Below are 18,922 nucleotides of genomic sequence, written 5' to 3' on the forward strand. Positions count from 1 at the left end.
TAACAAAGGCCGATTGTAGCCATGGTCAAGCCCTCTCGCACAAGCCGGGAAATCGATTCGGTGATCCTGCTTTTCTGTGATAGGGTTCGCGCCCTCAAAAATCCAACCGGCTGTTTTCAACTTGGAATACTCGGTGACAAACGGCCGAATCCAGCAGTGCTGCGGCCTACATGGGTGTTCCACGTTTCATACACATTTTACTCACAGCGTTATCCACAGGTAGTGCGTTGCTAAGCCCCCCAAAACGCATTATCTTGTAGCTCGGCGCTAAAAAAACCCTACATGTAGGGTTTTAGGCGAAAAGACCCAACACAAATCAGACAAGAAACTCAAGCCCTTTCTTGCTCCTGTTTGGTCTAACCCAAGCATTTTTTGAAAGCCCAAACCGCTCAAGCGGATGGCAGCCGTTTTCCAGCTCCAACAGCGGAAAACGGTACGGGTGTTGCAGTGCTTGAACCTGGCAACTGTCACCCACCAGGAATACGGCCAAGGGCAATTGAGCCCCGAACCGAAGACTTCGGCATGGAAGCGGCGCTATGAGCTCCCTTCCTCCTGTCCCGAAGTTGTTATGCCAGGCCCAGGCCTGTTGTAAGTGCTTCAGGACGGAACGGTGGGCACCGTGATGGTGCCCAAATAAATATAGAAATGTGGAGACAACCCCCCATGCAAACCGACACAACTCGCGAGAACCCGCAAGGCTCCGTGCCGCAGGCCGCTGATTCGAATATGGATCTGTCCGCCACTGCACCTGGCCAATTGCGCGTGATCAAGCGTAACGGGACTGTCGTTCCTTACACCGATGACAAAATCACCGTCGCCATCACCAAAGCGTTTCTTGCAGTTGAAGGCGGCACCGCTGCTGCCTCGTCGCGCATCCACGACACCGTTGCCCGCCTGACCGAACAAGTCACCGCGACCTTCAAGCGTCGCATGCCGTCGGGCGGCACCATCCACATCGAAGAAATCCAGGACCAGGTCGAATTGGCCCTGATGCGTGCCGGCGAGCAGAAAGTGGCCCGCGACTACGTGATCTACCGCGATTCGCGCGCCAAGGAACGTGCCGTCCGCACCCCGGCCGAAGAAGCCGCCGTGCAAGCGCACCCGTCGATCCGCATCACCCTGGCCGACGGCAGCTTTGCGCCGCTGGACCTGGGCCGCCTGAACACCATCATCACCGAGGCCTGCGAAGGCCTGGAAGAAGTCGACGGTGACCTGATCCAGCGCGAAACCCTGAAAAACCTGTACGACGGCGTGGCCCTGACCGACGTCAACACCGCCCTGGTGATGACCGCCCGTACCCTGGTTGAACGCGAGCCGAACTACTCGTTCGTGACCGCGCGCCTGCTGATGGACACCCTGCGTGCCGAAGGCCTGGGCTTCCTGGGCGTGGCCGACAGCGCCACCCACCACGAAATGGCCGACCTGTACGCCAAGGCGCTGCCTGCCTATATCGCCAAAGGTATCGAATTCGAATTGCTGAACCCGATCCTGGCCACCTTCGACCTGGAAAAACTCGGCAAGGCGATCAACCACGAGCGCGACCAGCAGTTCACTTACCTGGGCCTGCAAACCCTGTACGACCGTTACTTCATCCACAAGGACGGTATCCGCTTCGAACTGCCGCAGGTGTTCTTCATGCGCGTGGCCATGGGCCTGGCGATCGAAGAGAAGCACAAAGAAGACCGTGCGATCGAGTTCTACAACCTGCTGTCGTCGTTCGACTACATGTCGTCCACACCGACGCTGTTCAACGCCGGCACCCTGCGTCCACAGCTGTCGAGCTGCTACCTGACCACCGTGCCGGATGACCTGTCGGGCATCTACCACGCGATCCACGACAACGCCATGCTGTCCAAATTCGCCGGCGGCCTGGGCAATGACTGGACGCCAGTGCGTGCACTGGGTTCGTACATCAAGGGCACCAACGGCAAGTCCCAGGGCGTTGTACCGTTCCTGAAAGTCGTGAACGACACCGCCGTAGCGGTCAACCAGGGCGGCAAGCGCAAAGGCGCTGTGTGTGCCTACCTGGAAACCTGGCACATGGACATTGAAGAGTTCATCGAGCTGCGCAAGAACACCGGTGATGACCGTCGTCGTACCCACGACATGAACACCGCCAACTGGATCCCTGACCTGTTCATGAAGCGTGTCTTCGATGACGGCAAGTGGACCCTGTTCTCGCCATCCGAAGTGCCGGACCTGCACGACCTGACCGGCAAGGCCTTCGAAGAGCGCTACGAGTACTACGAAGCCCTCACCGAGTACCCAGGCAAGGTCAAGCTGTTCAAGACCATCCAGGCCAAAGACCTGTGGCGCAAGATGCTGTCCATGCTGTTCGAAACCGGCCACCCTTGGTTGACCTTCAAGGACCCCTGCAACCTGCGCAGCCCGCAGCAGCACGTGGGCGTGGTCCACAGCTCGAACCTGTGCACCGAGATCACCTTGAACACCAACAAGGACGAGATCGCCGTTTGCAACCTGGGCTCGATCAACCTGCCGAACCACATCGTCAACGGCAAGCTGGACACCGCCAAGCTGGAACGCACCGTCAACACCGCCGTACGCATGCTCGATAACGTTATCGACATCAACTACTACTCGGTACCACAGGCGCAGAACTCCAACTTCAAGCACCGTCCGGTCGGCCTCGGCATCATGGGCTTCCAGGACGCGCTGTACCTGCAGCACATTCCTTACGGTTCGGACGCTGCGGTCGAGTTCGCCGACAAGTCCATGGAAGCGGTCAGCTACTACGCGATCCAGGCTTCCTGCGACCTGGCCGACGAGCGCGGCGCCTACGAGACGTTCCAGGGCTCGCTGTGGTCCAAGGGCATCCTGCCGCTGGATTCGCAACAGATCCTGATCGAGCAGCGTGGCCAGAAGTACATCGACGTTGACCTGAACGAATCCCTGGACTGGGCGCCGGTACGTGCCCGTGTGCAGAAAGGCATTCGTAACTCCAACATCATGGCCATCGCACCGACCGCGACCATCGCCAACATCACTGGCGTATCGCAGTCGATCGAACCGACCTACCAGAACCTGTATGTGAAATCGAACCTGTCGGGCGAATTCACCGTGATCAACCCGTACCTGGTACGCGACCTGAAAGCCCGCGGCCTGTGGGACTCGGTCATGATCAACGACCTGAAGTACTACGACGGTTCGGTACAGCAGATCGAGCGCATCCCGCAAGAACTCAAAGAGCTCTACGCGACCGCCTTCGAAGTGGACACCAAGTGGATCGTCGACGCCGCCAGCCGTCGCCAGAAGTGGATCGATCAGGCTCAGTCGCTGAACCTGTACATCGCCGGCGCATCGGGCAAGAAGCTCGACGTGACCTACCGCATGGCCTGGTACCGTGGCCTGAAAACCACCTACTACCTCCGTGCCCTGGCCGCGACCAGCACCGAGAAGTCGACCATCAACACCGGTAAGCTGAATGCTGTTTCCAGCGGCAACCACGGTGATGATTCGGTGCTCGCCGCGCCTGCCGGCCCGGCACCCGTGCCAAAGGCCTGCGCGATTGACGAGCCGGATTGCGAAGCTTGCCAATAAGCTGAGCGACTCCCGGGCTTGAACGCCTGGGATTGAAAAAGCCCGATAGACCCCGACTGCATAGGGTTTATCGGGCTTTTTCGTTGCTGCGCCGGGGCGTTTGCCGCTCCAGCCTCTAGGTAACCACTGACACTTCTGAACGCCACATCCCCTACCGCCTGATGATTGGCGAGCCAACAGCCCCTGAGCTGATCAGTGACAAAGCCAAAAGACAGCGTTCCTCCCATGCCTTTCAATGCATGAACCAAAGCACCGCAGAAGGTTTTCAATACCTACAAAAAAGCCCCTCTTACGAGGGGCTTCTTGTGGAGCGTTACCGCATCAGGTCATCTGAATGATGGTCTGCATGATGGTGCTCTGGGTGGAGATGGTCTTGGCGTTCGCCTGGTAGTTGCTCTGGGCCTTGATCAGGTCCACCAGCTCATTGGTCAGGTTGACGTTGGAGTTCTCCAGGGAGTTGGCCACGATCGAACCCAGGGTACCGGATTGCGGGGTGTCGTAACCCGGCTGGCCCGAGGCGAAGGTCTCTCTCCATGCGGTGCCGCCCGACGGCTGCAAGCCTTGCTCGTTGTTGAAGCTGGCCAGGGAGATCTGGCCGATGGCCTTGCTCTGCTGGTTGCTGAACGTGGCGAACAGTACGCCGCTGCCGTCGATTTTCAGGCCGGTGATCTGGCCGGTAGCGTAGCCATCGGTGATCGGAGGGTTACGGTAGCTGGCCGAGTTGTACTGGGTGATGTTGGCCATGTTGATGGCGATCCCCGTTGGGTTCGCCGTCGCACCGTTTGCCTTCCAAACACCAGCGGTCACTGTACCGGGGACCCAGCCGGTAATGGTCAGGGTGTTATTGGCCACACCGCCCGTCGTGACACTGGTGAGCGTGCCCGAACCGTCAAAGGCCAGCGTCGACGGTACCGGTGGGGTGGCCGGGGTGCCGCCCGTCGGCGGCGAACCGTCTGGGTTACGGCCATCAATCAGGGTGTAGGCGTTCCACTTGTTGCCATCTGTTTTCACCAAGTATTGCACCATCGGGTGTGCGTTGCCTTGGGCATCGTACAAGGTGGTGCTGTACTGGGTGGTGAAGGTACTGGTGTCCGCCGGGTCGAATGGCTTGAGCGTCTGGTTGATCACCGGTTCCGAGGAGTTCAGGTTACTGGTGGAGTCCACCTTGGTAGACGCCTTCGGCGGCAGGTTCGACAGGTTCAATTGCAGGTCGGTCAGACCGCCCTTGATGATTTTGCCATCATCGTCCGCCGCGTAGCCTTGCAGGCGCGAGGTACCGGTATTGTTGGTGATGTAGCCGTCTTTATCGGCACGGAAAGCACCGCTGCGGGTGTACTCCAGCGAGCCGTCGCTACCTTTCTGCACGAAGAAGCCGCCGCCCTGGATCGCCATGTCCAGGATGCCGCCACTGCCGTTGACGTCACCCTGGGTGAACTGTTGGGACACAGCCGCCAGGTTCACACCGTTGCCGATGCTGTTCTGGCCGGTGCCCAGTTTGGACGCGGCGTAGATGTCGGCGAATTCCGCACGGGACGACTTGAAGCCAGTGGTCGCAACGTTGGCGATGTTGTTGCCGGTTACGTCCAGTTGTTTGTTGGCCGCATAGAGGCCGCTAAGGCCGATGTTAAAAGACATGTTTCTCTCCCTCTGCCGTATTTAGCCGGCTCTATGTACCGATAGTCTGAATTTGCGACAGCTTGACGCTGCCCATGCCACCTGCAAGGTTCAGCAGCATTTCGCCGCCGGTCTTGCTCAACGTCACGCTGGTCACCGTTGCCGGCAACGAAGTCGCCATGGCTACCGATTCGCCTTTGTCGTTCTTGGTCGTCGCCGCGAAGGTGTAGGTGCCGGCTGGGGCAACCTCACCGTTGTCGTTCTTGCCATCCCAGATAAAGTCGGACGAACCCGCGCTTTGAGCACCCATATCGATGGTGCGCACCACGTTGCCGTCTTTATCGGAGATCTTGATCGAGACGTTGCCCGTCGCCGCAGTCACCGCTACCGAACCGGTCATGCTCTTGCTCGTGTCCACCAAGGCCTTGTTGGTCTGGGTGATGATCGAGCGTCCTACCAGCGAAGAAGCCTGCAGCGCCTGCGAGGAGCTGAAGTTGCTGGAGATCGCATTGACCGAATCGTTCAGGGTATTGATGCCTTCCAGGCTGCTGAACTGCGCCAGCTGGGCCACGAATGCACCGTTGTCCTGAGGCGACAGCGGGTTCTGGTTTTTCAGCTGGGTCACCAGCAGTTGCAGGAACGCGTCCTTGCCCAGTGACTGGCTGCCCGTCGCGGTCTTGGTAGCGTCGGTGACGGTGGTATTGTCTGTGGCGGTCTTGACCTTGGAATTGAAAAGGTCCTGGACCGCCGAATTGGTCGTGGTATCAACGATGGCCATTATTTGGCGCCCCTTATCACTGACCCAGGGTCAGGACCTTCTGCATCATGGTTTTGGCGGTGTTCATCATTTCCGCGTTGGTCTGGAACGAGCGGCTGGCGGAGATCATGTCTGCCATTTCCTCGACCACGTTGACGTTCGGGTAATAGACATAACCCTTTTCGTTCGCGGCAGGATGGTTCGGCTCGTAACGGGCCTCGAGGTTGCTCTGGTCTTCGACCACGCCGAGCACCTGCACGCCCTGACCGGCTGCGTCCTGGTTCTGGAACAGCGAATCGCTGCCGCCGCTCTGGCCGCCCTGGAACATGGTGGCGAACACCGGGTGACGGGCGCGATAGGTCTGGTCGATGCTCGAAGACACAGTCTCGGCGTTGGCGATGTTACTGGCGACGGTGTTCAAGCGCGTGGTCTGCGCGCTCATGCCACTGCCGGCAATATTGAAAACACTGGACAGGGACATGGCTTACTCTCCACGCAGGGCTGACATCAGCCCTTTGAATTTACTGTTGAGCAGGGTAAAGCTGGCCTGAAAGTTCACCGAGTTCTCGGCGTAGGCCGATTGCTCCAGCTGGGCGTCGACAGTGTTCTGGTCGATCGACGGCTGCATCGGCGTGCGATACAGCAGCGACTCGTCACCACTGCTCAGGCCTTGCGCTTCGATATGACGACTGTTGGTCATGTTCAAGGCGAAGGTGCCGTTCTTGGTCTTGTCCTGCTGTGCGGCGAGCACGGCGGAGAAGTCCAGGTCCCGAGCCTTGTAGTTCGGGGTATCGGCGTTGGCAATGTTGTTGGCCAGGACTTCGGCACGCTGAGCGCGGAAGCCCAGGGCTTGTTCGTGGATACCGAGCGCTTTATCGAAGCTGATGCTCATGGCGGAAACCTTTAGGCTGACCTGCTGTTCGTTAACAGGGTTATAGCAAGGCGCATGCCAATATCTGATAACCCCGTAAATCAAGGGGTTGCGAGGAGCTTGCCGGCGGCAATGCCAGAAAAGCGGCAACGGGTTTCCGCGTGGCGCCAGTAAAGCGGCAATGGGGAGTTGCCGCTTTCATCAACTTTGCCGCAGAAACAAATGTGGGAGGGGGCTTGCCCCCTCCCACATTCTTGACCGCGTCCGCTTTATTACTTGGCCTGGTAGATGATCCCCGGACTGCACTGCACCATCTGGAAATGATCCGGCAGGCCATTGAGCGCCTCGGATGCACCGAGGAACAGGTAGCCGCCACGCTTGAGGGTGCCGTGGATGCGCAACAGGATGTCCTTCTTCACTTCGGCCGAGAAGTAGATCAGCACATTGCGGCAGAACACCATGTCGAACTTGCCCAGGCTGGCGTAGCTGTCGAGCAGGTTGAACGAGCGAAACTCCACGCGACTCTTGATCGGCGCCTTGACCGCCCAACGCCCTGCCCCTTTCGGGTCGAAGTAACGTTGCAGGCGTTCCTGGGACAAACCACGGCCCAGGGCGAGGCTGTCGTACTCGCCGGTCTTGCAGTTGGTGAGCATGGTGCCGGACAGGTCGGTGGCGACGATCTGCGCCCCGGCTTTAAGCTGGCCCATGTTGGTCCGCTCGAACTCATCGATGGACATCGAAATCGAGTACGGTTCCTGACCCGAGGAGCAGGCGGCCGACCAGATACGCAAGCGCTGGCCCGGGCTGGCCTTGATGGCCTCCGGCAGCACTTTGCTCTTGAGCACTTCAAAGGGGTAGGTATCGCGAAACCACAGGGTTTCGTTGGTGGTCATGGCATCGACCACCATCTCCTTGAGGCCACTGCGCGGCTGCCCCTGGATCCGTTGAACCAACTCGCCCAGGGACTTGATGCCCTGCTGCTCCATCAGTTTGTTAAGACGGCTGGATACCAGGTATTGCTTGTTTTCACCGAGCAATATGCCACAGGCTTTTTCCAGGAAGACCCGGAACTGTTCAAAATCCAAATTACCCGTAGACACTGATACCGCCTCTAAAATCGTATGACCGCCAGGGGAAAAACCCTAGCTGTGATCTGCTGCCTTGATCCGGTCGACTACCCGGGATGCCAGGTCATCAGGGCGGAATTTGGCAAGGAAGTCATCGGCACCGACCTTCTTGACCATCGCCTGATTGAATACGCCCGACAACGAAGTATGCAGGATGATATGCAATTTTTGCATGCGTGGATCGCTGCGTATCTCAGCAGTGAGGGTATAGCCGTCCATTTCCGGCATCTCGATGTCGGAGATCATCATCAAGAATTCTTCTTCCGGCTTCTTGCCTTCATCCACCAGCTTGCGCAGGTAATCCAGGGCTTGGCGACCATCATTGAGCGCCACAACCTCCACGCCGACGGTTTGCAGGCAGCGTGTCACCTGTTTACGCGCCACCGAGGAGTCATCCACCGTGAGCACTCGCAGCGAGACCGCCTTGTGCGCCGTTTCGGCGTCTACCACACCCACGGAAATCGATTCCGAGGTGGGCGCGACTTCGGCGAGGATCTTCTCCACGTCGATGATTTCCACCAACTGGTTATCGACCCGCGTCACCGCCGTGAGGTAGTGATCGCGCCCGGTGCCCTTGGGCGGCGGATGGATCTCTTCCCAGTTCATGTTGACGATACGTTCCACCGAGCGCACCAGGAAACCCTGGGTCTTGGTGTTGTACTCGGTAATGATCACGAACGGATTCTCGCGATCCTGCAGGCCAGCCGAACCGGTGGCCAGGGCCAGGTCAAGAATCGGGATGGTCGCGCCACGGATATTGGCGACGCCGCACACCACCGGGCTGGACTTGGGCATGATCGTCAGCTTCGGGCATTGCAACACTTCCCGCACTTTGAACACGTTAATGCCATACAGCTGCTTGCCATCCAGGCGAAAAAGCAGCAACTCCAGGCGATTCTGCCCTACCAGCTGTGTGCGCTGGTTTACTGAATCCATTACTCCTGCCATGCCATGACTCCTACGCTAAAACCTTTGGCTATACCTACAAGGGCGACGCGCCCCCAACACTAAACGGCACGAGCTTTGCTATTTGTTGAATTATGGACATTAAAACGACAGTTTCCCGACGCCTTCACCTGACACGGTTTTGCAGATTGCTCTGCGTACCGCTGGCACTGCTCGCCTTCAGCCTGGGCGCCACGGCCCGTGCCGAGAACGTCACCTTGCCTGATCTACTTATCGGCGTCACTCAGGGCTTTCTTGAGTTCACTGTAGAAGATTATCTGGCGACCACACAGACGCCGGGGCGTTATGAAATCCAGGTCAACCAGTTGGACCCACGCCTGCGCATGCCGATGTGCGACAAGGAATTGACAGCCACCCTGGAAAGCCCCGCCCAACCGATCGGGCGCGTGACGGTCAAGGTACGCTGCGAAGGCGCCTCGCCCTGGACCGTGTTCGTGCCGGCCCAGGTCAAATTGTTCCGTGAAGTGGTGGTGGTTGCTCGCCCGCTGAAACGCACGGGCATCATCGGTTTTGAGGACGTTGTACTGCGTGAACGCGATATCAGCCAGATCAACCAGGGCTACCTGACATCCCTGGACCAGGCGATCGGACAGAAATTGACCCGACCAGTGGTCACCGATCAGGTCATTACCCTGGTGCATCTGGAACAGGCCGAGGTCATTCGCAAGGGCGATCAGGTGGTGATCTCCGCCAGCAGCGGCGGTTTAAACGTGAAAATGCCGGGCGAAGCATTGTCCAACGGCGGCATGAGCGAACAGATTCGGGTCAAGAACCTCAACTCCAACCGCGTGATCAAGGCGCGGGTGACAGCCCCAGGGCAAGTCGAGGTCGCGTTATAGATTACTGGTACAGGACGCTGGGTTTTCCTACACTGTGCACGAGAAGCGCCGTGCGGAGATTTATTGTCATTCGCGCCTAAAGTTTGTCAGGGTATGGCCGAAAACATGGCAAGCGTCCAAATACCCAGAGGTTTTTTTATCATGGTCATCGATTTCAGCCGTTTGAATAACACCCCGACGACGTCAGGCACTACGCGCACCACCGGCACCAAGGACAGCGTAGAAGCCAAGGCCCCGGCGCTGCCCGCCAAGGCAGAACAGGCCAATGCCAGCCAAAGCGGGGAATCCGTACACCTGAGCAATGAGGCTCAACAGTTGCAGAAGGTCACTGACTCGCTGCGCGATCAACCGGTAGTCAATAAAGCCCGCGTGGCCGAATTGAAGCAGGCGATCGCCGATGGCAGCTATAAAGTCGACAGCAACCGTGTAGCCAGCAAGCTGCTTAACTTCGAAGCCGAGCGCTAGGCAAAGGCCTGCGCAGGGCTTTTGGACGCTTAAAACCCAAGGCCAGCCATGCATCACGACGAACATTTGCTTCAACTGATCATTGATGATCTAGCGCCGACGCAACAGTTGCTCGAGCTGCTCAAAGAAGAATCCCTGGCCCTCTATGGCCGGGACATGCCGCTGCTGGAAGAAATTCTGGCGCGCAAACAGTCGTTGATCGTCCTGCTGGAACAGCACGGCAAAAAACGCAGCCAGATCCTCATCAGCCTCGGCCTGCCGGCAGACCACGACGGCCTGGCGCAGTTGGCCAGTCACTCCTCGGTCGGCGATCAACTCTTGGCCCAGAGCAAAGAGCTCAACCAATTGCTCGCCCAGTGCCAGGAAGCCAACCTGCTTAATGGTCAGTCGATCCAGCTTCAGCAAGCTACGACCGCCAACCAGTTGCGTATACTCCACGGCGGAGAGCCTCCGGCACTCTATAACGCCCAGGGCTCCACCTCGCGCCTGGTCAAGCCAAGCACCCGCAGCCAAGCCTGACACCGGTTTACAGCGCGCCCTATCCAAGGCCCGTCACATGCTGGCAAAATGCCGGCTCTTGCGTGTAGTCGTATTTTGTCTGGAGATGGAAGAACCGTGTTCAACGCCCTTAATGCGGAAGATGCTCCGCAGCCACCCAAGGTCCTCACCACGCCTCTGGAAATCGCCGGCACCTTGCGGATGCTGCAAGACAGCCATGACCCGCTGATCATCACCTTCCACGAACGCAGCCAGCGCTTCCAAAGCTATCTGGTGGACGTCAACCGCGACAGCAACATGCTGGCGCTGGACGAAATGATCCCCCGTGACGGCGAGCGTTACCTCGAAAACGGCGAACCCTTTCGCATCGAAGGCTTCCATGATGGCGTACGCGTCGCCTGGGAAAGCAACGGCACCCTGAGCATCAGCGAAAAAGGCGGCCACCGTATCTACACCGGCAGCCTGCCGGACGAGGTGGTCTACCATCAGCGTCGCAACGCCTTCCGCGCCGCACTGAAGCTGGCGCAACTGGTGAATATCGAGCTGGGCGGCGAGAAACTACAGGCGCCGGTCAACGGCAAACTGCTGGATATTTCCGCCACCGGTTGCAAATTGCGTTTTGAAGGCGATATTTCCGAGCGCCTGCAACTGGGCCAGGTCTACGACCGCTTTGTCGCAGCCCTGTCGTTTGGCAGCATGACCACCGCTGTTGAACTGCGATACCTGCACTTCGAAGAAAGGATCAACACGACCTTTGCCGGTGTGCGCTTCCACAACATGAGTGGTTTGGTGCAACGTCAGGTCGAGCGCTTTGTGTACCAACTGCAGCGTGAAGCCCGACGGTTCGACAAAGACGACGATTTTTAATCCTTAACGATCGCAGCAAAAAAACGGGCAGACCCTTTGGGATCTGCCCGTTTTTGCTTTCAGGGCCGCGCCCTGCTCAAGTCGTGGGGATGTTCCTCCGGCCCCAGGGGCTCGGGTGGCCCTTCGAAGGCGGGCTCATCCACCGGTGGCGCGGGATCGACCTGCGGCTCGGGATCGGGGGCAGTTTGCATCTGCTCCTGCACCACCTGCTCATCGACCCGCGGGTCCAGCGCAGCCACCAGCGGCGAACTCGACATACTGTCGGGCATTGCCACATGATGCAGAGGGGCATCTTCCACCTGGTGCAGGTTGGTCACCGCCTTAGGCCGGATTCGCCACACCAGGATCAGCGCGCACAGGCTGAAAAATGCGTACAGCATCTGGCTGCCAAACAGCTTCATCACCACACCCGCCAGCAACGGCCCGACACTGGCGCCGATACCGTAGGTCACCAACAGCATGGCCGTCAGCGATACCCGACGATCCCCTTCCACATGGTCGTTGGAAAACGCCACGGCCAATGGGTACAGGCAAAACTGTACGAGGGAACACAGGAAGCCCGCGACAAACAGCACTTCCAACGGCACCTGGGTCATGATTGCCAGCGGCAGTGCAGCCACCGCCAGGCACAAGGCGAAACAGCGGATCAGCAGCGCGCGATCATAACGATCCGATAACCAGCCTAACGGCCACTGCACCAGCAACCCGGCAAAAATGCAGCTACCCATGAACAGACCCACCTGTTCGGTGCTCAACCCTTGCTGGGAGGCATAAAGCGGCGCCAGACCGTAGAACGAACCGACGATCAAGCCAGCCCCCAACACCGTACTCAGCGACTGCGGCACGCGCTTGATAAAGAAGCGCGGCTCCATCGGCGCAGGATGCAGGGCTGCCGGGTGAATGCGTCGAGTCATGGCCACCGGCACCAGGCACAGGGCGAAGCACAGCGCCACCAGCATCAGCAGCTCAAGACCAAGCTGGGGATGCATCACCAGTATCAATTGGCCCAATACCAGCCCCAGGTAGGAGGCGATCATATAACCACTGAACACTACGCCACGCTGCTTGGCATCTGCCTGCTCATTGAGCCAGCTTTCGATGACCATGTACTGGCACATCATCCCCAGGCCCACGATCATCCGCAGCACAATCCAGGCCGGCAACCAATCGATCAGGCCATGGCCCAGCACCGCTGCGCCGACAATCCCGGCACAGGTGGCGTAAGCACGGATATGCCCGACCCGGGCAATCAGGCGATGCCCGATCTTGCCACCCAGCACCAGGCCAAAGTAGTTGGCTGCCATCAGCGCACCCACCCACAGGCTGTCGACATGGTCGGCCGCCAGGCGCAAGGCCAGGTATGTACTGAGCAGGCCGGAGCCAATCAGCATCATCAAGGAGGCGAAATAAAGGGCTCGAAAAGATTTCCAGATCTGGCGCATCGGCGTTCCGAGCGGCTCCTTGCGGTGAGAGACAGGGCTATCGGCATGATAGTCCCGGGTGACCGGGTCCGGACAGGCAACATGCGCTGTTTCCGGGGATTATTTTGCTTACAGCTCAGACGCTGTCGGATGGCGCGCAAGGTACATAGTTGCGACAAATACATCACAGCACCTGCTGTGAACCTTGATCGGCGGCAAGGTTCGACCCATGTGCAAAAAGATCGAGCGCCCACAAAAAAGCCCCGCCAGGAGGTTCTGTTCGGGGCTTTCTTCACGGGCTTGGAATCTGGTGTCCCAGGGCCGGTTCGAACGGCCAACCTTCCCCTTAGGAGGGGGATGCTCTATCCAATTGAGCTACTGGGACAAATGACCGCCATCAGGCCAAGGGCACTGCGACGGACGGCGTGCATGTTAACGGCCGAGTTGGGTTTTGTCATGTCGTCCGTGGGCTTTTTGAGTGTAGGCCGAGCCTTGCCGGAGCGATGGCGGTTTCGCCCCGCAAATACGGACACCTGGCCTTATCGTGCAAAATGCACTAACCCAAAATGCCAGCATTGCAAATTGCAACCTTTCGGCCCTGCAAAACAAACTCAAGCCATTGATTTTATTGAATTAATATATTGGCACGACACCTGCAATAGTTCTCCTACAAAACCCACCCAGCCAAGGCGTTAAACGGAGAACATGACCATGAACAGTGCCATTCTGTTAGCTCTCAACACCGTAGCCCTGGCTGCACTGGTGATGTTCCACTTTCAATCGACTGGCAGCAATGACCCCGCCCAGCTCAGCCAACAGGCAGTTCCCCACCACTTGCAACAACGCCCGCAGCTGGCCGTGATGACCCCCAATGCACAAGCGCCAGTACGCCTGACTCAAGGCACCCAGACCGCACCTGCGTCTGAACACTGGGTTTTCTAAGGACACTCATCATGAGCAAACTTGCCTGGCTGTTTCTGTGCCTGACCATCGCCACCAGCCTTCTGGGCCTGAGTACCAGCTCTCACGATGGTCAAACCAGCGCATTTGTCGCCGCCGGCGTTTTTGCGAGCCTGCTTCTGCTGACGCTCGTCGTAGGTCGCCGAATCAAATTCGACCCGGTTTTACGCTGACCTCCCTCGCCTCTGCTCTGCCCTTCCCCCCTACCTTATGTCGCCTCGTCCTAGTAAATCGGCAAATTGCCACTAGTCTTAAAACCAAGGGCAAAAGGCCACTTTGCTATAGGATGTGCGGCCTCAAACCCTGTGGTGGCCTGGACTTACGGGAAGTTCCCTTGCGGAACCACTCGTGGAAAAGTTTTCCAACCAGTCCGCAAAAATGCAAATGAGTGCTGGCATAAAGCCTCTAGGCAGTTCAATATTTGTCACAGAATTGACGCCAAGGAACTGGCAAATCTGAGGCATGATGCGGCCTCTTTGCAATTCGGGTTGAACTTTGGTCGTGAGTCTTGTCTTAACACTCATCTTGCGGCCAATTCCAATAACCGCTCCCCTGAACTAACCGGTTAAATATATGCGCCCATTGAAACAGGCAATTTATTCCAGCCGTACGGCTGACAAGTTCGTCGTACGTCTGCCAGACGGAATGCGGGAACGCATTGCCGAGGTGGCTCGCAATCATCACCGCAGCATGAACTCCGAAATCATCGCGCGCCTGGAACAGAGCCTTATTCAGGAAGGTGCGTTGGGTGAAGAGCTGAGCATGCGCCTGGACAGCCCCGAGCTGTCGCTGCACGAACGCGAACTGCTGCAGCGTTTTCGTCAGCTCTCCCACCGCCAGCAAAATGCCCTCGTCTCGCTTATCGCGCACGACGTCGAGGCGGCCGCAGAAGCCAATTGATCTGACACTGAAAGCCGAAGCCAGCCATGTGCTGGCTTTTTTTTGCCTGGGATTTATACAGGGCTCTAGATTTTTATCACGTAGCAGCTGGCGAGCCCTGGCGTGGCTGCGTTTGCAGCCTGCCTGACACACCGCTGACGCAGCCTCGCCAGGGCTCGACAGCTACGCAGAGAGAGCCCGCTCGAGGCAGATCAGAGCAAGAAGATCGTCGCCAACCCCAGGAAGATGAAGAAGCCGCCACTGTCGGTCATGGCCGTGATCATCACGCTGGCACCCATGGCCGGGTCGCGCCCAAGCCGTGCCAGGGTCATGGGGATCAGCACCCCCATCAGTGCAGCCAATAGCAGGTTGAGGGTCATGGCAGCGGTCATCACCACGCCCAAGGACCAACTGCCATACAGCAAGTAGGCCACCACACCAATCACGCCACCCCACACCAAACCATTGATCAGACCCACCGCCAGCTCCTTGCGCAGCAGGCGCGAAGAGTTAGCGGTACTCACCTGATCCAACGCCATGGCGCGCACGATCATGGTGATGGTCTGGTTACCGGAGTTGCCACCAATGCCTGCCACGATCGGCATCAACGCCGCCAGGGCCACCAACTTCTCGATGGAGCCCTCGAACAGCCCGATCACACGGGAGGCGATAAACGCGGTAATCAGGTTAACGGCCAGCCAGGCCCAGCGGTTATGCAGGGAGCGCCAGACTGACGCAAAAATATCTTCCTCTTCACGCAAACCTGCCATGTTGAGGACTTCGGTTTCACTCTCTTCACGAATCAAGTCGACGATTTCGTCGATGGTCAGACGGCCGATCAGCTTGCCGTTCTTGTCGACCACCGGGGCGGAGATCAAGTCGTAACGCTCAAAGGCCTGCGCTGCGTCGTAGGCATCTTCATCCGGGTGAAAGCTCACGGTATCGCTGGCCATCAGGTCAGCAACTTTTTTCTCCGGATCGTTTACCAGCAGGCGCTTGATCGGCAGCACGCCCTTGAGAATGCCCTCATAGTCGACCACGAACAGTTTGTCGGTATGACCCGGCAGCTCTTTCAGCCGACGCAGGTAACGCAATACCACTTCCAGGCTGACGTCTTCGCGGATGGTGACCATCTCGAAGTCCATCAGTGCGCCGACCTGATCCTCGTCATAGGACAACGCGGAGCGCACGCGCTCACGCTGCTGGCCATCGAGGGCCTCCATCAGCTCATGCACAACATCACGGGGCAGCTCAGGCGCGAGGTCGGCCAGTTCGTCAGCGTCCATCTCCCTGGCGGCAGCCAGCAGCTCGTGATCGTCCATGTCGGCGATCAGGGTTTCACGGACCGAGTCGGATACTTCGAGCAGGATGTCGCCGTCGCGGTCGGCCTTGACCAACTGCCAGAGGGTCAGTCGATCATCGAGCGGCAAGGCTTCGAGAATGTAGGCAACGTCGGCGGAGTGCAGGTCATCGAGTTTGCGCTGCAACTCGACGAGGTTCTGCCGGTGAACCAGGTTTTCTACCAGGTCATTATTCGGACCGTCCTGGCGGTGCGTGAAATCTTCGACCACGCGCTGGCGCTGCAGCAGCTCGATGACTTGAGCCAGGCGATCCTGCAGGCTTTCTTGTGTTTTCTTTACTTCTACTTCGGTCATAGGCGAACTCCACTCCCAGCAGCGGGGCACGCCGGAAGGATCAATCAGTCAATTCATGATTGGTAAAACGGGGTACTGAGTAACTACTGGGTAAGTCCATGGAGGTATTCCACAAGCCCCGGCGGGGCTGACGGGCGCAATGATACACCTTGCGTCCGTTTTTAACGTCAAAAAACTGGAAAGAACAAGCGCTTGCGAGCCAAAGTTGAGTATTGGCTGCACCTATCAACTGCGACGCCGCCGCGCGAATGGAAAACACATCAGAGAAGAGAAAAAGATAAAAACCCACACAAACCCCAGACGGCAAAAAGCCCGCACTAGGCGGGCTTTTTGTTTGTATGGTGCACTCGACAGGATTCGAACCTGTGACCGCTCGGTTCGTAGCCGAGTACTCTATCCAGCTGAGCTACGAGTGCAGATTGTGTTTTTAGACCAGATCACAACTGGTTGAAGCTGAGCTACCTGCATTACTGCAACTAACTCTTAAATGGTGCACTCGACAGGATTCGAACCTGTGACCGCTCGGTTCGTAGCCGAGTACTCTATCCAGCTGAGCTACGAGTGCATTTGTTGCCGCGCATTATAGGCCGTTCAATCTCTATGTAAAGCTATTTTTTCGTTTGCTTTCAACAACTTAACGAAAAAACCAGATTGCAACGTACTAAGCAAATAATGGCGGAGAACGGGGGATTCGAACCCCCGACACCCTTTTGAGGTGTACTCCCTTAGCAGGGGAGCGCCTTCGGCCACTCGGCCAGCTCTCCGCAACACGGGGCGTATATTAACCACGTTCATCCCCGTTTGCAAACATAAAAAACGATAAAAATTAAAGGCTTGGTTCTTCGTCCTTCTCTTTCTTGATCCGCAGGTAGATTTCCTCGCGGTGGACCGCTACCTCTTTCGGAGCATTCACCCCAATACGTACTTGATTGCCTTTGACGCCGAGCACGGTCACGGTGATTTCGCCATCACCGATAATCAGGCTTTCTGCGCACCGACGAGTCAGAATCAGCATACCTTTCTCCTCACGCATTTCATTTCAGGAACAACAGTCTGCAAAAAAAAGGCGTTCGACCTACGACTCGATAGCCATAGCCCTAACGGCCTAAGTATTGTCGAGCGCACGCAAAAGACCATGCGCCCTACAAAAAATTGAAAGGCGCGGTTTACCGCGCCTTCCTGGCATTGCGTCACTCGCCCTGTCGGGCCGGAGCGTCCAGCTCAAAAGCGGTATGCAGCGCACGTACAGCCAGCTCCAGGTACTTCTCTTCGATCACCACCGAGACTTTGATTTCGGAGGTAGAGATCATCTGGATATTGATGCTTTCCTTGGCGAGGGCCCCGAACATACGGCTGGCAACGCCGGCATGGGAACGCATGCCCACACCTACGATCGACACTTTGGCAATCTTGGTATCGCCGACCACTTCACGGGCGCCAATTTCGCTCGCGGTGTTCTCCAGGATTTTCAATGCCGCATCGTACTCGTTGCGGTGCACGGTGAAGGTGAAATCGGTGGTGTTATCGTGCGAGACGTTCTGCACGATCATATCGACTTCAACATTTGCATCGCTGATAGGGCCCAGAATCTTGAAGGCCACGCCCGGGGTGTCTGGCACGCCACGGATCGTCAGCTTGGCTTCATCGCGGTTGAAAGCGATGCCGGAAATGATCGGCTGTTCCATGGATTCCTCTTCATCAATAGTAATGAGGGTGCCCGGACCCTCTTTGAAGCTGTGCAATACGCGCAGCGGAACGTTGTACTTGCCGGCGAACTCCACCGCGCGGATCTGCAACACCTTGGAACCGAGGCTGGCCATTTCCAGCATCTCTTCAAAGGTGATCTTGTCCAGGCGCTGGGCCACGGACACAACACGCGGGTCGGTGGTGTAGACGCCGTCCACATCGGTATAGATCTGGCATTCATCAGCCTTAAGGGCCGCCGCCAGGGCCACACCGGTGGTGTCAGAACCGCCACGCCCGAGGGTGGTGATGTTGCCGTGCTCGTCCACGCCCTGGAAGCCCGCTACAACTACCACGCGGCCTGCTTTCAGATCAGTGCGAATTTTCTGATCGTCAATCTGCAGGATGCGCGCCTTGGTGTGCGCGCTGTCGGTGAGGATGCGCACCTGGCTGCCAGTGTAGGACACGGCAGGCACGCCACGCTTGTTCAGGGCCATGGCCAGCAAGGCGATGGTCACCTGCTCGCCGGTGGACACGATCACATCCAGCTCACGCGGCAGCGGCTGTTGGTCGCCACTGATGGCCTTGGCCAGTTCGATCAGGCGATTGGTCTCGCCGCTCATGGCCGACAGCACTACGACCAAGTCGTCACCGGCATCGCGGAATTTCTTAACCTTGTCGGCCACCTGCTCGATTCTTTCGACAGAGCCGACCGAGGTGCCTCCAAATTTCTGTACGATCAAAGCCATTTCCAAGCCGCCT

General features: G+C 57.9%; 18 protein-coding genes and 4 tRNA genes. 8 read left to right on the plus strand and 14 right to left on the minus strand.

Annotation, left to right across the window (positions count from 1 at the left end):
- The first annotated feature begins 663 nt into the window (after positions 1-663).
- Positions 664-3,558, plus strand: a complete 2,895-nt coding sequence (locus tag FIV39_RS18470) for a ribonucleoside-diphosphate reductase subunit alpha (protein ID WP_065947763.1) — start codon at positions 664-666, stop codon at positions 3,556-3,558.
- A 321-nt stretch (positions 3,559-3,879) separates the two neighbouring features.
- Here the strand turns inward: FIV39_RS18470 and flgE are convergent, their stop codons facing one another.
- The 6 genes from flgE to FIV39_RS18500 all read right to left on the minus strand — a co-directional run bounded on the left by flgE (position 3,880) and on the right by FIV39_RS18500 (position 8,875).
- Positions 3,880-5,193 (minus strand): flagellar hook protein FlgE, encoded by a 1,314-nt coding sequence (gene flgE, locus FIV39_RS18475; RefSeq protein WP_090400436.1) that lies wholly within the window; start codon positions 5,191-5,193, stop codon positions 3,880-3,882.
- 31 nt (positions 5,194-5,224) lie between these two features.
- A complete protein-coding gene (gene flgD, locus FIV39_RS18480; RefSeq protein WP_090400437.1) occupies positions 5,225-5,950 on the minus strand; it encodes a flagellar hook assembly protein FlgD in 726 nt (241 codons plus the stop codon).
- 16 nt (positions 5,951-5,966) lie between these two features.
- On the minus strand, positions 5,967-6,410 hold the full coding sequence (gene flgC, locus FIV39_RS18485) for a flagellar basal body rod protein FlgC (RefSeq protein ID WP_024076985.1): 444 nt from the start codon (positions 6,408-6,410) through the stop codon (positions 5,967-5,969).
- A 3-nt stretch (positions 6,411-6,413) separates the two neighbouring features.
- Entirely contained in the window at positions 6,414-6,821 is a 408-nt protein-coding gene (gene flgB / locus FIV39_RS18490) for a flagellar basal body rod protein FlgB (protein ID WP_003175633.1), read from the minus strand.
- 251 nt (positions 6,822-7,072) lie between these two features.
- Positions 7,073-7,900, minus strand: a complete 828-nt coding sequence (cheR, locus tag FIV39_RS18495; RefSeq protein WP_090400438.1) for a protein-glutamate O-methyltransferase CheR — start codon at positions 7,898-7,900, stop codon at positions 7,073-7,075.
- 42 nt (positions 7,901-7,942) lie between these two features.
- A complete protein-coding gene (locus FIV39_RS18500; RefSeq protein WP_032886773.1) occupies positions 7,943-8,875 on the minus strand; it encodes a chemotaxis protein CheV in 933 nt (310 codons plus the stop codon).
- Positions 8,876-8,967: 92 nt separating this feature from the next.
- Here FIV39_RS18500 and flgA point away from each other — a divergent pair, with 92 nt between their 5' ends.
- From flgA to FIV39_RS18520, 4 genes are all read left to right on the plus strand, one after another.
- Entirely contained in the window at positions 8,968-9,732 is a 765-nt protein-coding gene (gene flgA / locus FIV39_RS18505) for a flagellar basal body P-ring formation chaperone FlgA (RefSeq protein WP_090400439.1), read from the plus strand.
- A 141-nt stretch (positions 9,733-9,873) separates the two neighbouring features.
- Positions 9,874-10,197: a flagellar biosynthesis anti-sigma factor FlgM gene (gene flgM, locus FIV39_RS18510; RefSeq protein WP_090400440.1), complete on the plus strand. Its 324-nt coding sequence runs from the start codon at positions 9,874-9,876 to the stop codon at positions 10,195-10,197.
- A gap of 48 nt (positions 10,198-10,245) precedes the next feature.
- On the plus strand, positions 10,246-10,716 hold the full coding sequence (locus FIV39_RS18515) for a flagella synthesis protein FlgN (protein ID WP_027607781.1): 471 nt from the start codon (positions 10,246-10,248) through the stop codon (positions 10,714-10,716).
- A gap of 96 nt (positions 10,717-10,812) precedes the next feature.
- Complete coding sequence (locus FIV39_RS18520) at positions 10,813-11,562, plus strand: flagellar brake protein (protein ID WP_090400441.1); 750 nt, start codon at positions 10,813-10,815, stop codon at positions 11,560-11,562.
- Positions 11,563-11,621: 59 nt separating this feature from the next.
- Here the strand turns inward: FIV39_RS18520 and FIV39_RS18525 are convergent, their stop codons facing one another.
- A complete protein-coding gene (locus FIV39_RS18525; RefSeq protein WP_090400442.1) occupies positions 11,622-13,004 on the minus strand; it encodes an MFS transporter in 1,383 nt (460 codons plus the stop codon).
- A gap of 287 nt (positions 13,005-13,291) precedes the next feature.
- Positions 13,292-13,368 (minus strand) — tRNA-Arg (locus tag FIV39_RS18530).
- A 326-nt stretch (positions 13,369-13,694) separates the two neighbouring features.
- Here FIV39_RS18530 and FIV39_RS18540 point away from each other — a divergent pair.
- The 3 genes from FIV39_RS18540 to FIV39_RS18555 all read left to right on the plus strand — a co-directional run bounded on the left by FIV39_RS18540 (position 13,695) and on the right by FIV39_RS18555 (position 14,843).
- The gene (locus FIV39_RS18540; RefSeq protein ID WP_090400443.1) at positions 13,695-13,925 is read left to right on the plus strand and encodes a hypothetical protein; all 231 of its coding nucleotides are present in this window, start codon (positions 13,695-13,697) and stop codon (positions 13,923-13,925) included.
- An 11-nt stretch (positions 13,926-13,936) separates the two neighbouring features.
- Positions 13,937-14,116, plus strand: coding sequence for a PA3371 family protein (locus tag FIV39_RS18545; protein ID WP_090400444.1), 180 nt, complete (start codon positions 13,937-13,939; stop codon positions 14,114-14,116).
- A gap of 400 nt (positions 14,117-14,516) precedes the next feature.
- On the plus strand, positions 14,517-14,843 hold the full coding sequence (locus tag FIV39_RS18555; protein WP_003193592.1) for an Arc family DNA-binding protein: 327 nt from the start codon (positions 14,517-14,519) through the stop codon (positions 14,841-14,843).
- A 191-nt stretch (positions 14,844-15,034) separates the two neighbouring features.
- Here FIV39_RS18555 and mgtE read toward each other — a convergent pair whose 3' ends face one another.
- The 6 genes from mgtE to FIV39_RS18585 form a co-directional block, all read right to left on the minus strand.
- Positions 15,035-16,477, minus strand: a complete 1,443-nt coding sequence (mgtE, locus tag FIV39_RS18560) for a magnesium transporter (protein WP_053140068.1) — start codon at positions 16,475-16,477, stop codon at positions 15,035-15,037.
- A gap of 339 nt (positions 16,478-16,816) precedes the next feature.
- Positions 16,817-16,893: transfer RNA gene (locus FIV39_RS18565), tRNA-Arg, on the minus strand.
- Between the two features lie 72 nt (positions 16,894-16,965).
- Positions 16,966-17,042: transfer RNA gene (locus FIV39_RS18570), tRNA-Arg, on the minus strand.
- A 108-nt stretch (positions 17,043-17,150) separates the two neighbouring features.
- Positions 17,151-17,241: transfer RNA gene (locus FIV39_RS18575), tRNA-Ser, on the minus strand.
- A gap of 62 nt (positions 17,242-17,303) precedes the next feature.
- Positions 17,304-17,492, minus strand: coding sequence for a carbon storage regulator CsrA (csrA, locus tag FIV39_RS18580; protein ID WP_003175645.1), 189 nt, complete (start codon positions 17,490-17,492; stop codon positions 17,304-17,306).
- Between the two features lie 175 nt (positions 17,493-17,667).
- Entirely contained in the window at positions 17,668-18,909 is a 1,242-nt protein-coding gene (locus FIV39_RS18585; RefSeq protein WP_090400445.1) for an aspartate kinase, read from the minus strand.
- Between the last annotated feature and the right edge of the window lie 13 nt (positions 18,910-18,922).

This window comes from Pseudomonas grimontii (genome assembly GCF_007858185.1).
GTDB classification, from domain to species: Bacteria; Pseudomonadota; Gammaproteobacteria; order Pseudomonadales; family Pseudomonadaceae; genus Aquipseudomonas; species Aquipseudomonas grimontii.

What these genes read in the sequence shown, in the direction of transcription:
- FIV39_RS18515 (WP_027607781.1), top strand. Translation starts at nt 10,246, where the DNA reads ATGCATCACGACGAACATTTGCTTCAACTGATCATTGATGATCTAGCG.
- csrA (WP_003175645.1), bottom strand. Translation starts at nt 17,492, where the DNA reads ATGCTGATTCTGACTCGTCGGTGCGCAGAAAGCCTGATTATCGGTGAT.
- FIV39_RS18500 (WP_032886773.1), bottom strand. Translation starts at nt 8,875, where the DNA reads ATGGCAGGAGTAATGGATTCAGTAAACCAGCGCACACAGCTGGTAGGG.
- flgD (WP_090400437.1), bottom strand. Translation starts at nt 5,950, where the DNA reads ATGGCCATCGTTGATACCACGACCAATTCGGCGGTCCAGGACCTTTTC.
- flgC (WP_024076985.1), bottom strand. Translation starts at nt 6,410, where the DNA reads ATGTCCCTGTCCAGTGTTTTCAATATTGCCGGCAGTGGCATGAGCGCG.
- FIV39_RS18585 (WP_090400445.1), bottom strand. Translation starts at nt 18,909, where the DNA reads ATGGCTTTGATCGTACAGAAATTTGGAGGCACCTCGGTCGGCTCTGTC.
- FIV39_RS18555 (WP_003193592.1), top strand. Translation starts at nt 14,517, where the DNA reads ATGCGCCCATTGAAACAGGCAATTTATTCCAGCCGTACGGCTGACAAG.
- flgB (WP_003175633.1), bottom strand. Translation starts at nt 6,821, where the DNA reads ATGAGCATCAGCTTCGATAAAGCGCTCGGTATCCACGAACAAGCCCTG.
- flgM (WP_090400440.1), top strand. Translation starts at nt 9,874, where the DNA reads ATGGTCATCGATTTCAGCCGTTTGAATAACACCCCGACGACGTCAGGC.
- flgA (WP_090400439.1), top strand. Translation starts at nt 8,968, where the DNA reads ATGGACATTAAAACGACAGTTTCCCGACGCCTTCACCTGACACGGTTT.
- FIV39_RS18525 (WP_090400442.1), bottom strand. Translation starts at nt 13,004, where the DNA reads ATGCGCCAGATCTGGAAATCTTTTCGAGCCCTTTATTTCGCCTCCTTG.
- FIV39_RS18540 (WP_090400443.1), top strand. Translation starts at nt 13,695, where the DNA reads ATGAACAGTGCCATTCTGTTAGCTCTCAACACCGTAGCCCTGGCTGCA.
- FIV39_RS18470 (WP_065947763.1), top strand. Translation starts at nt 664, where the DNA reads ATGCAAACCGACACAACTCGCGAGAACCCGCAAGGCTCCGTGCCGCAG.
- FIV39_RS18545 (WP_090400444.1), top strand. Translation starts at nt 13,937, where the DNA reads ATGAGCAAACTTGCCTGGCTGTTTCTGTGCCTGACCATCGCCACCAGC.
- mgtE (WP_053140068.1), bottom strand. Translation starts at nt 16,477, where the DNA reads ATGACCGAAGTAGAAGTAAAGAAAACACAAGAAAGCCTGCAGGATCGC.
- flgE (WP_090400436.1), bottom strand. Translation starts at nt 5,193, where the DNA reads ATGTCTTTTAACATCGGCCTTAGCGGCCTCTATGCGGCCAACAAACAA.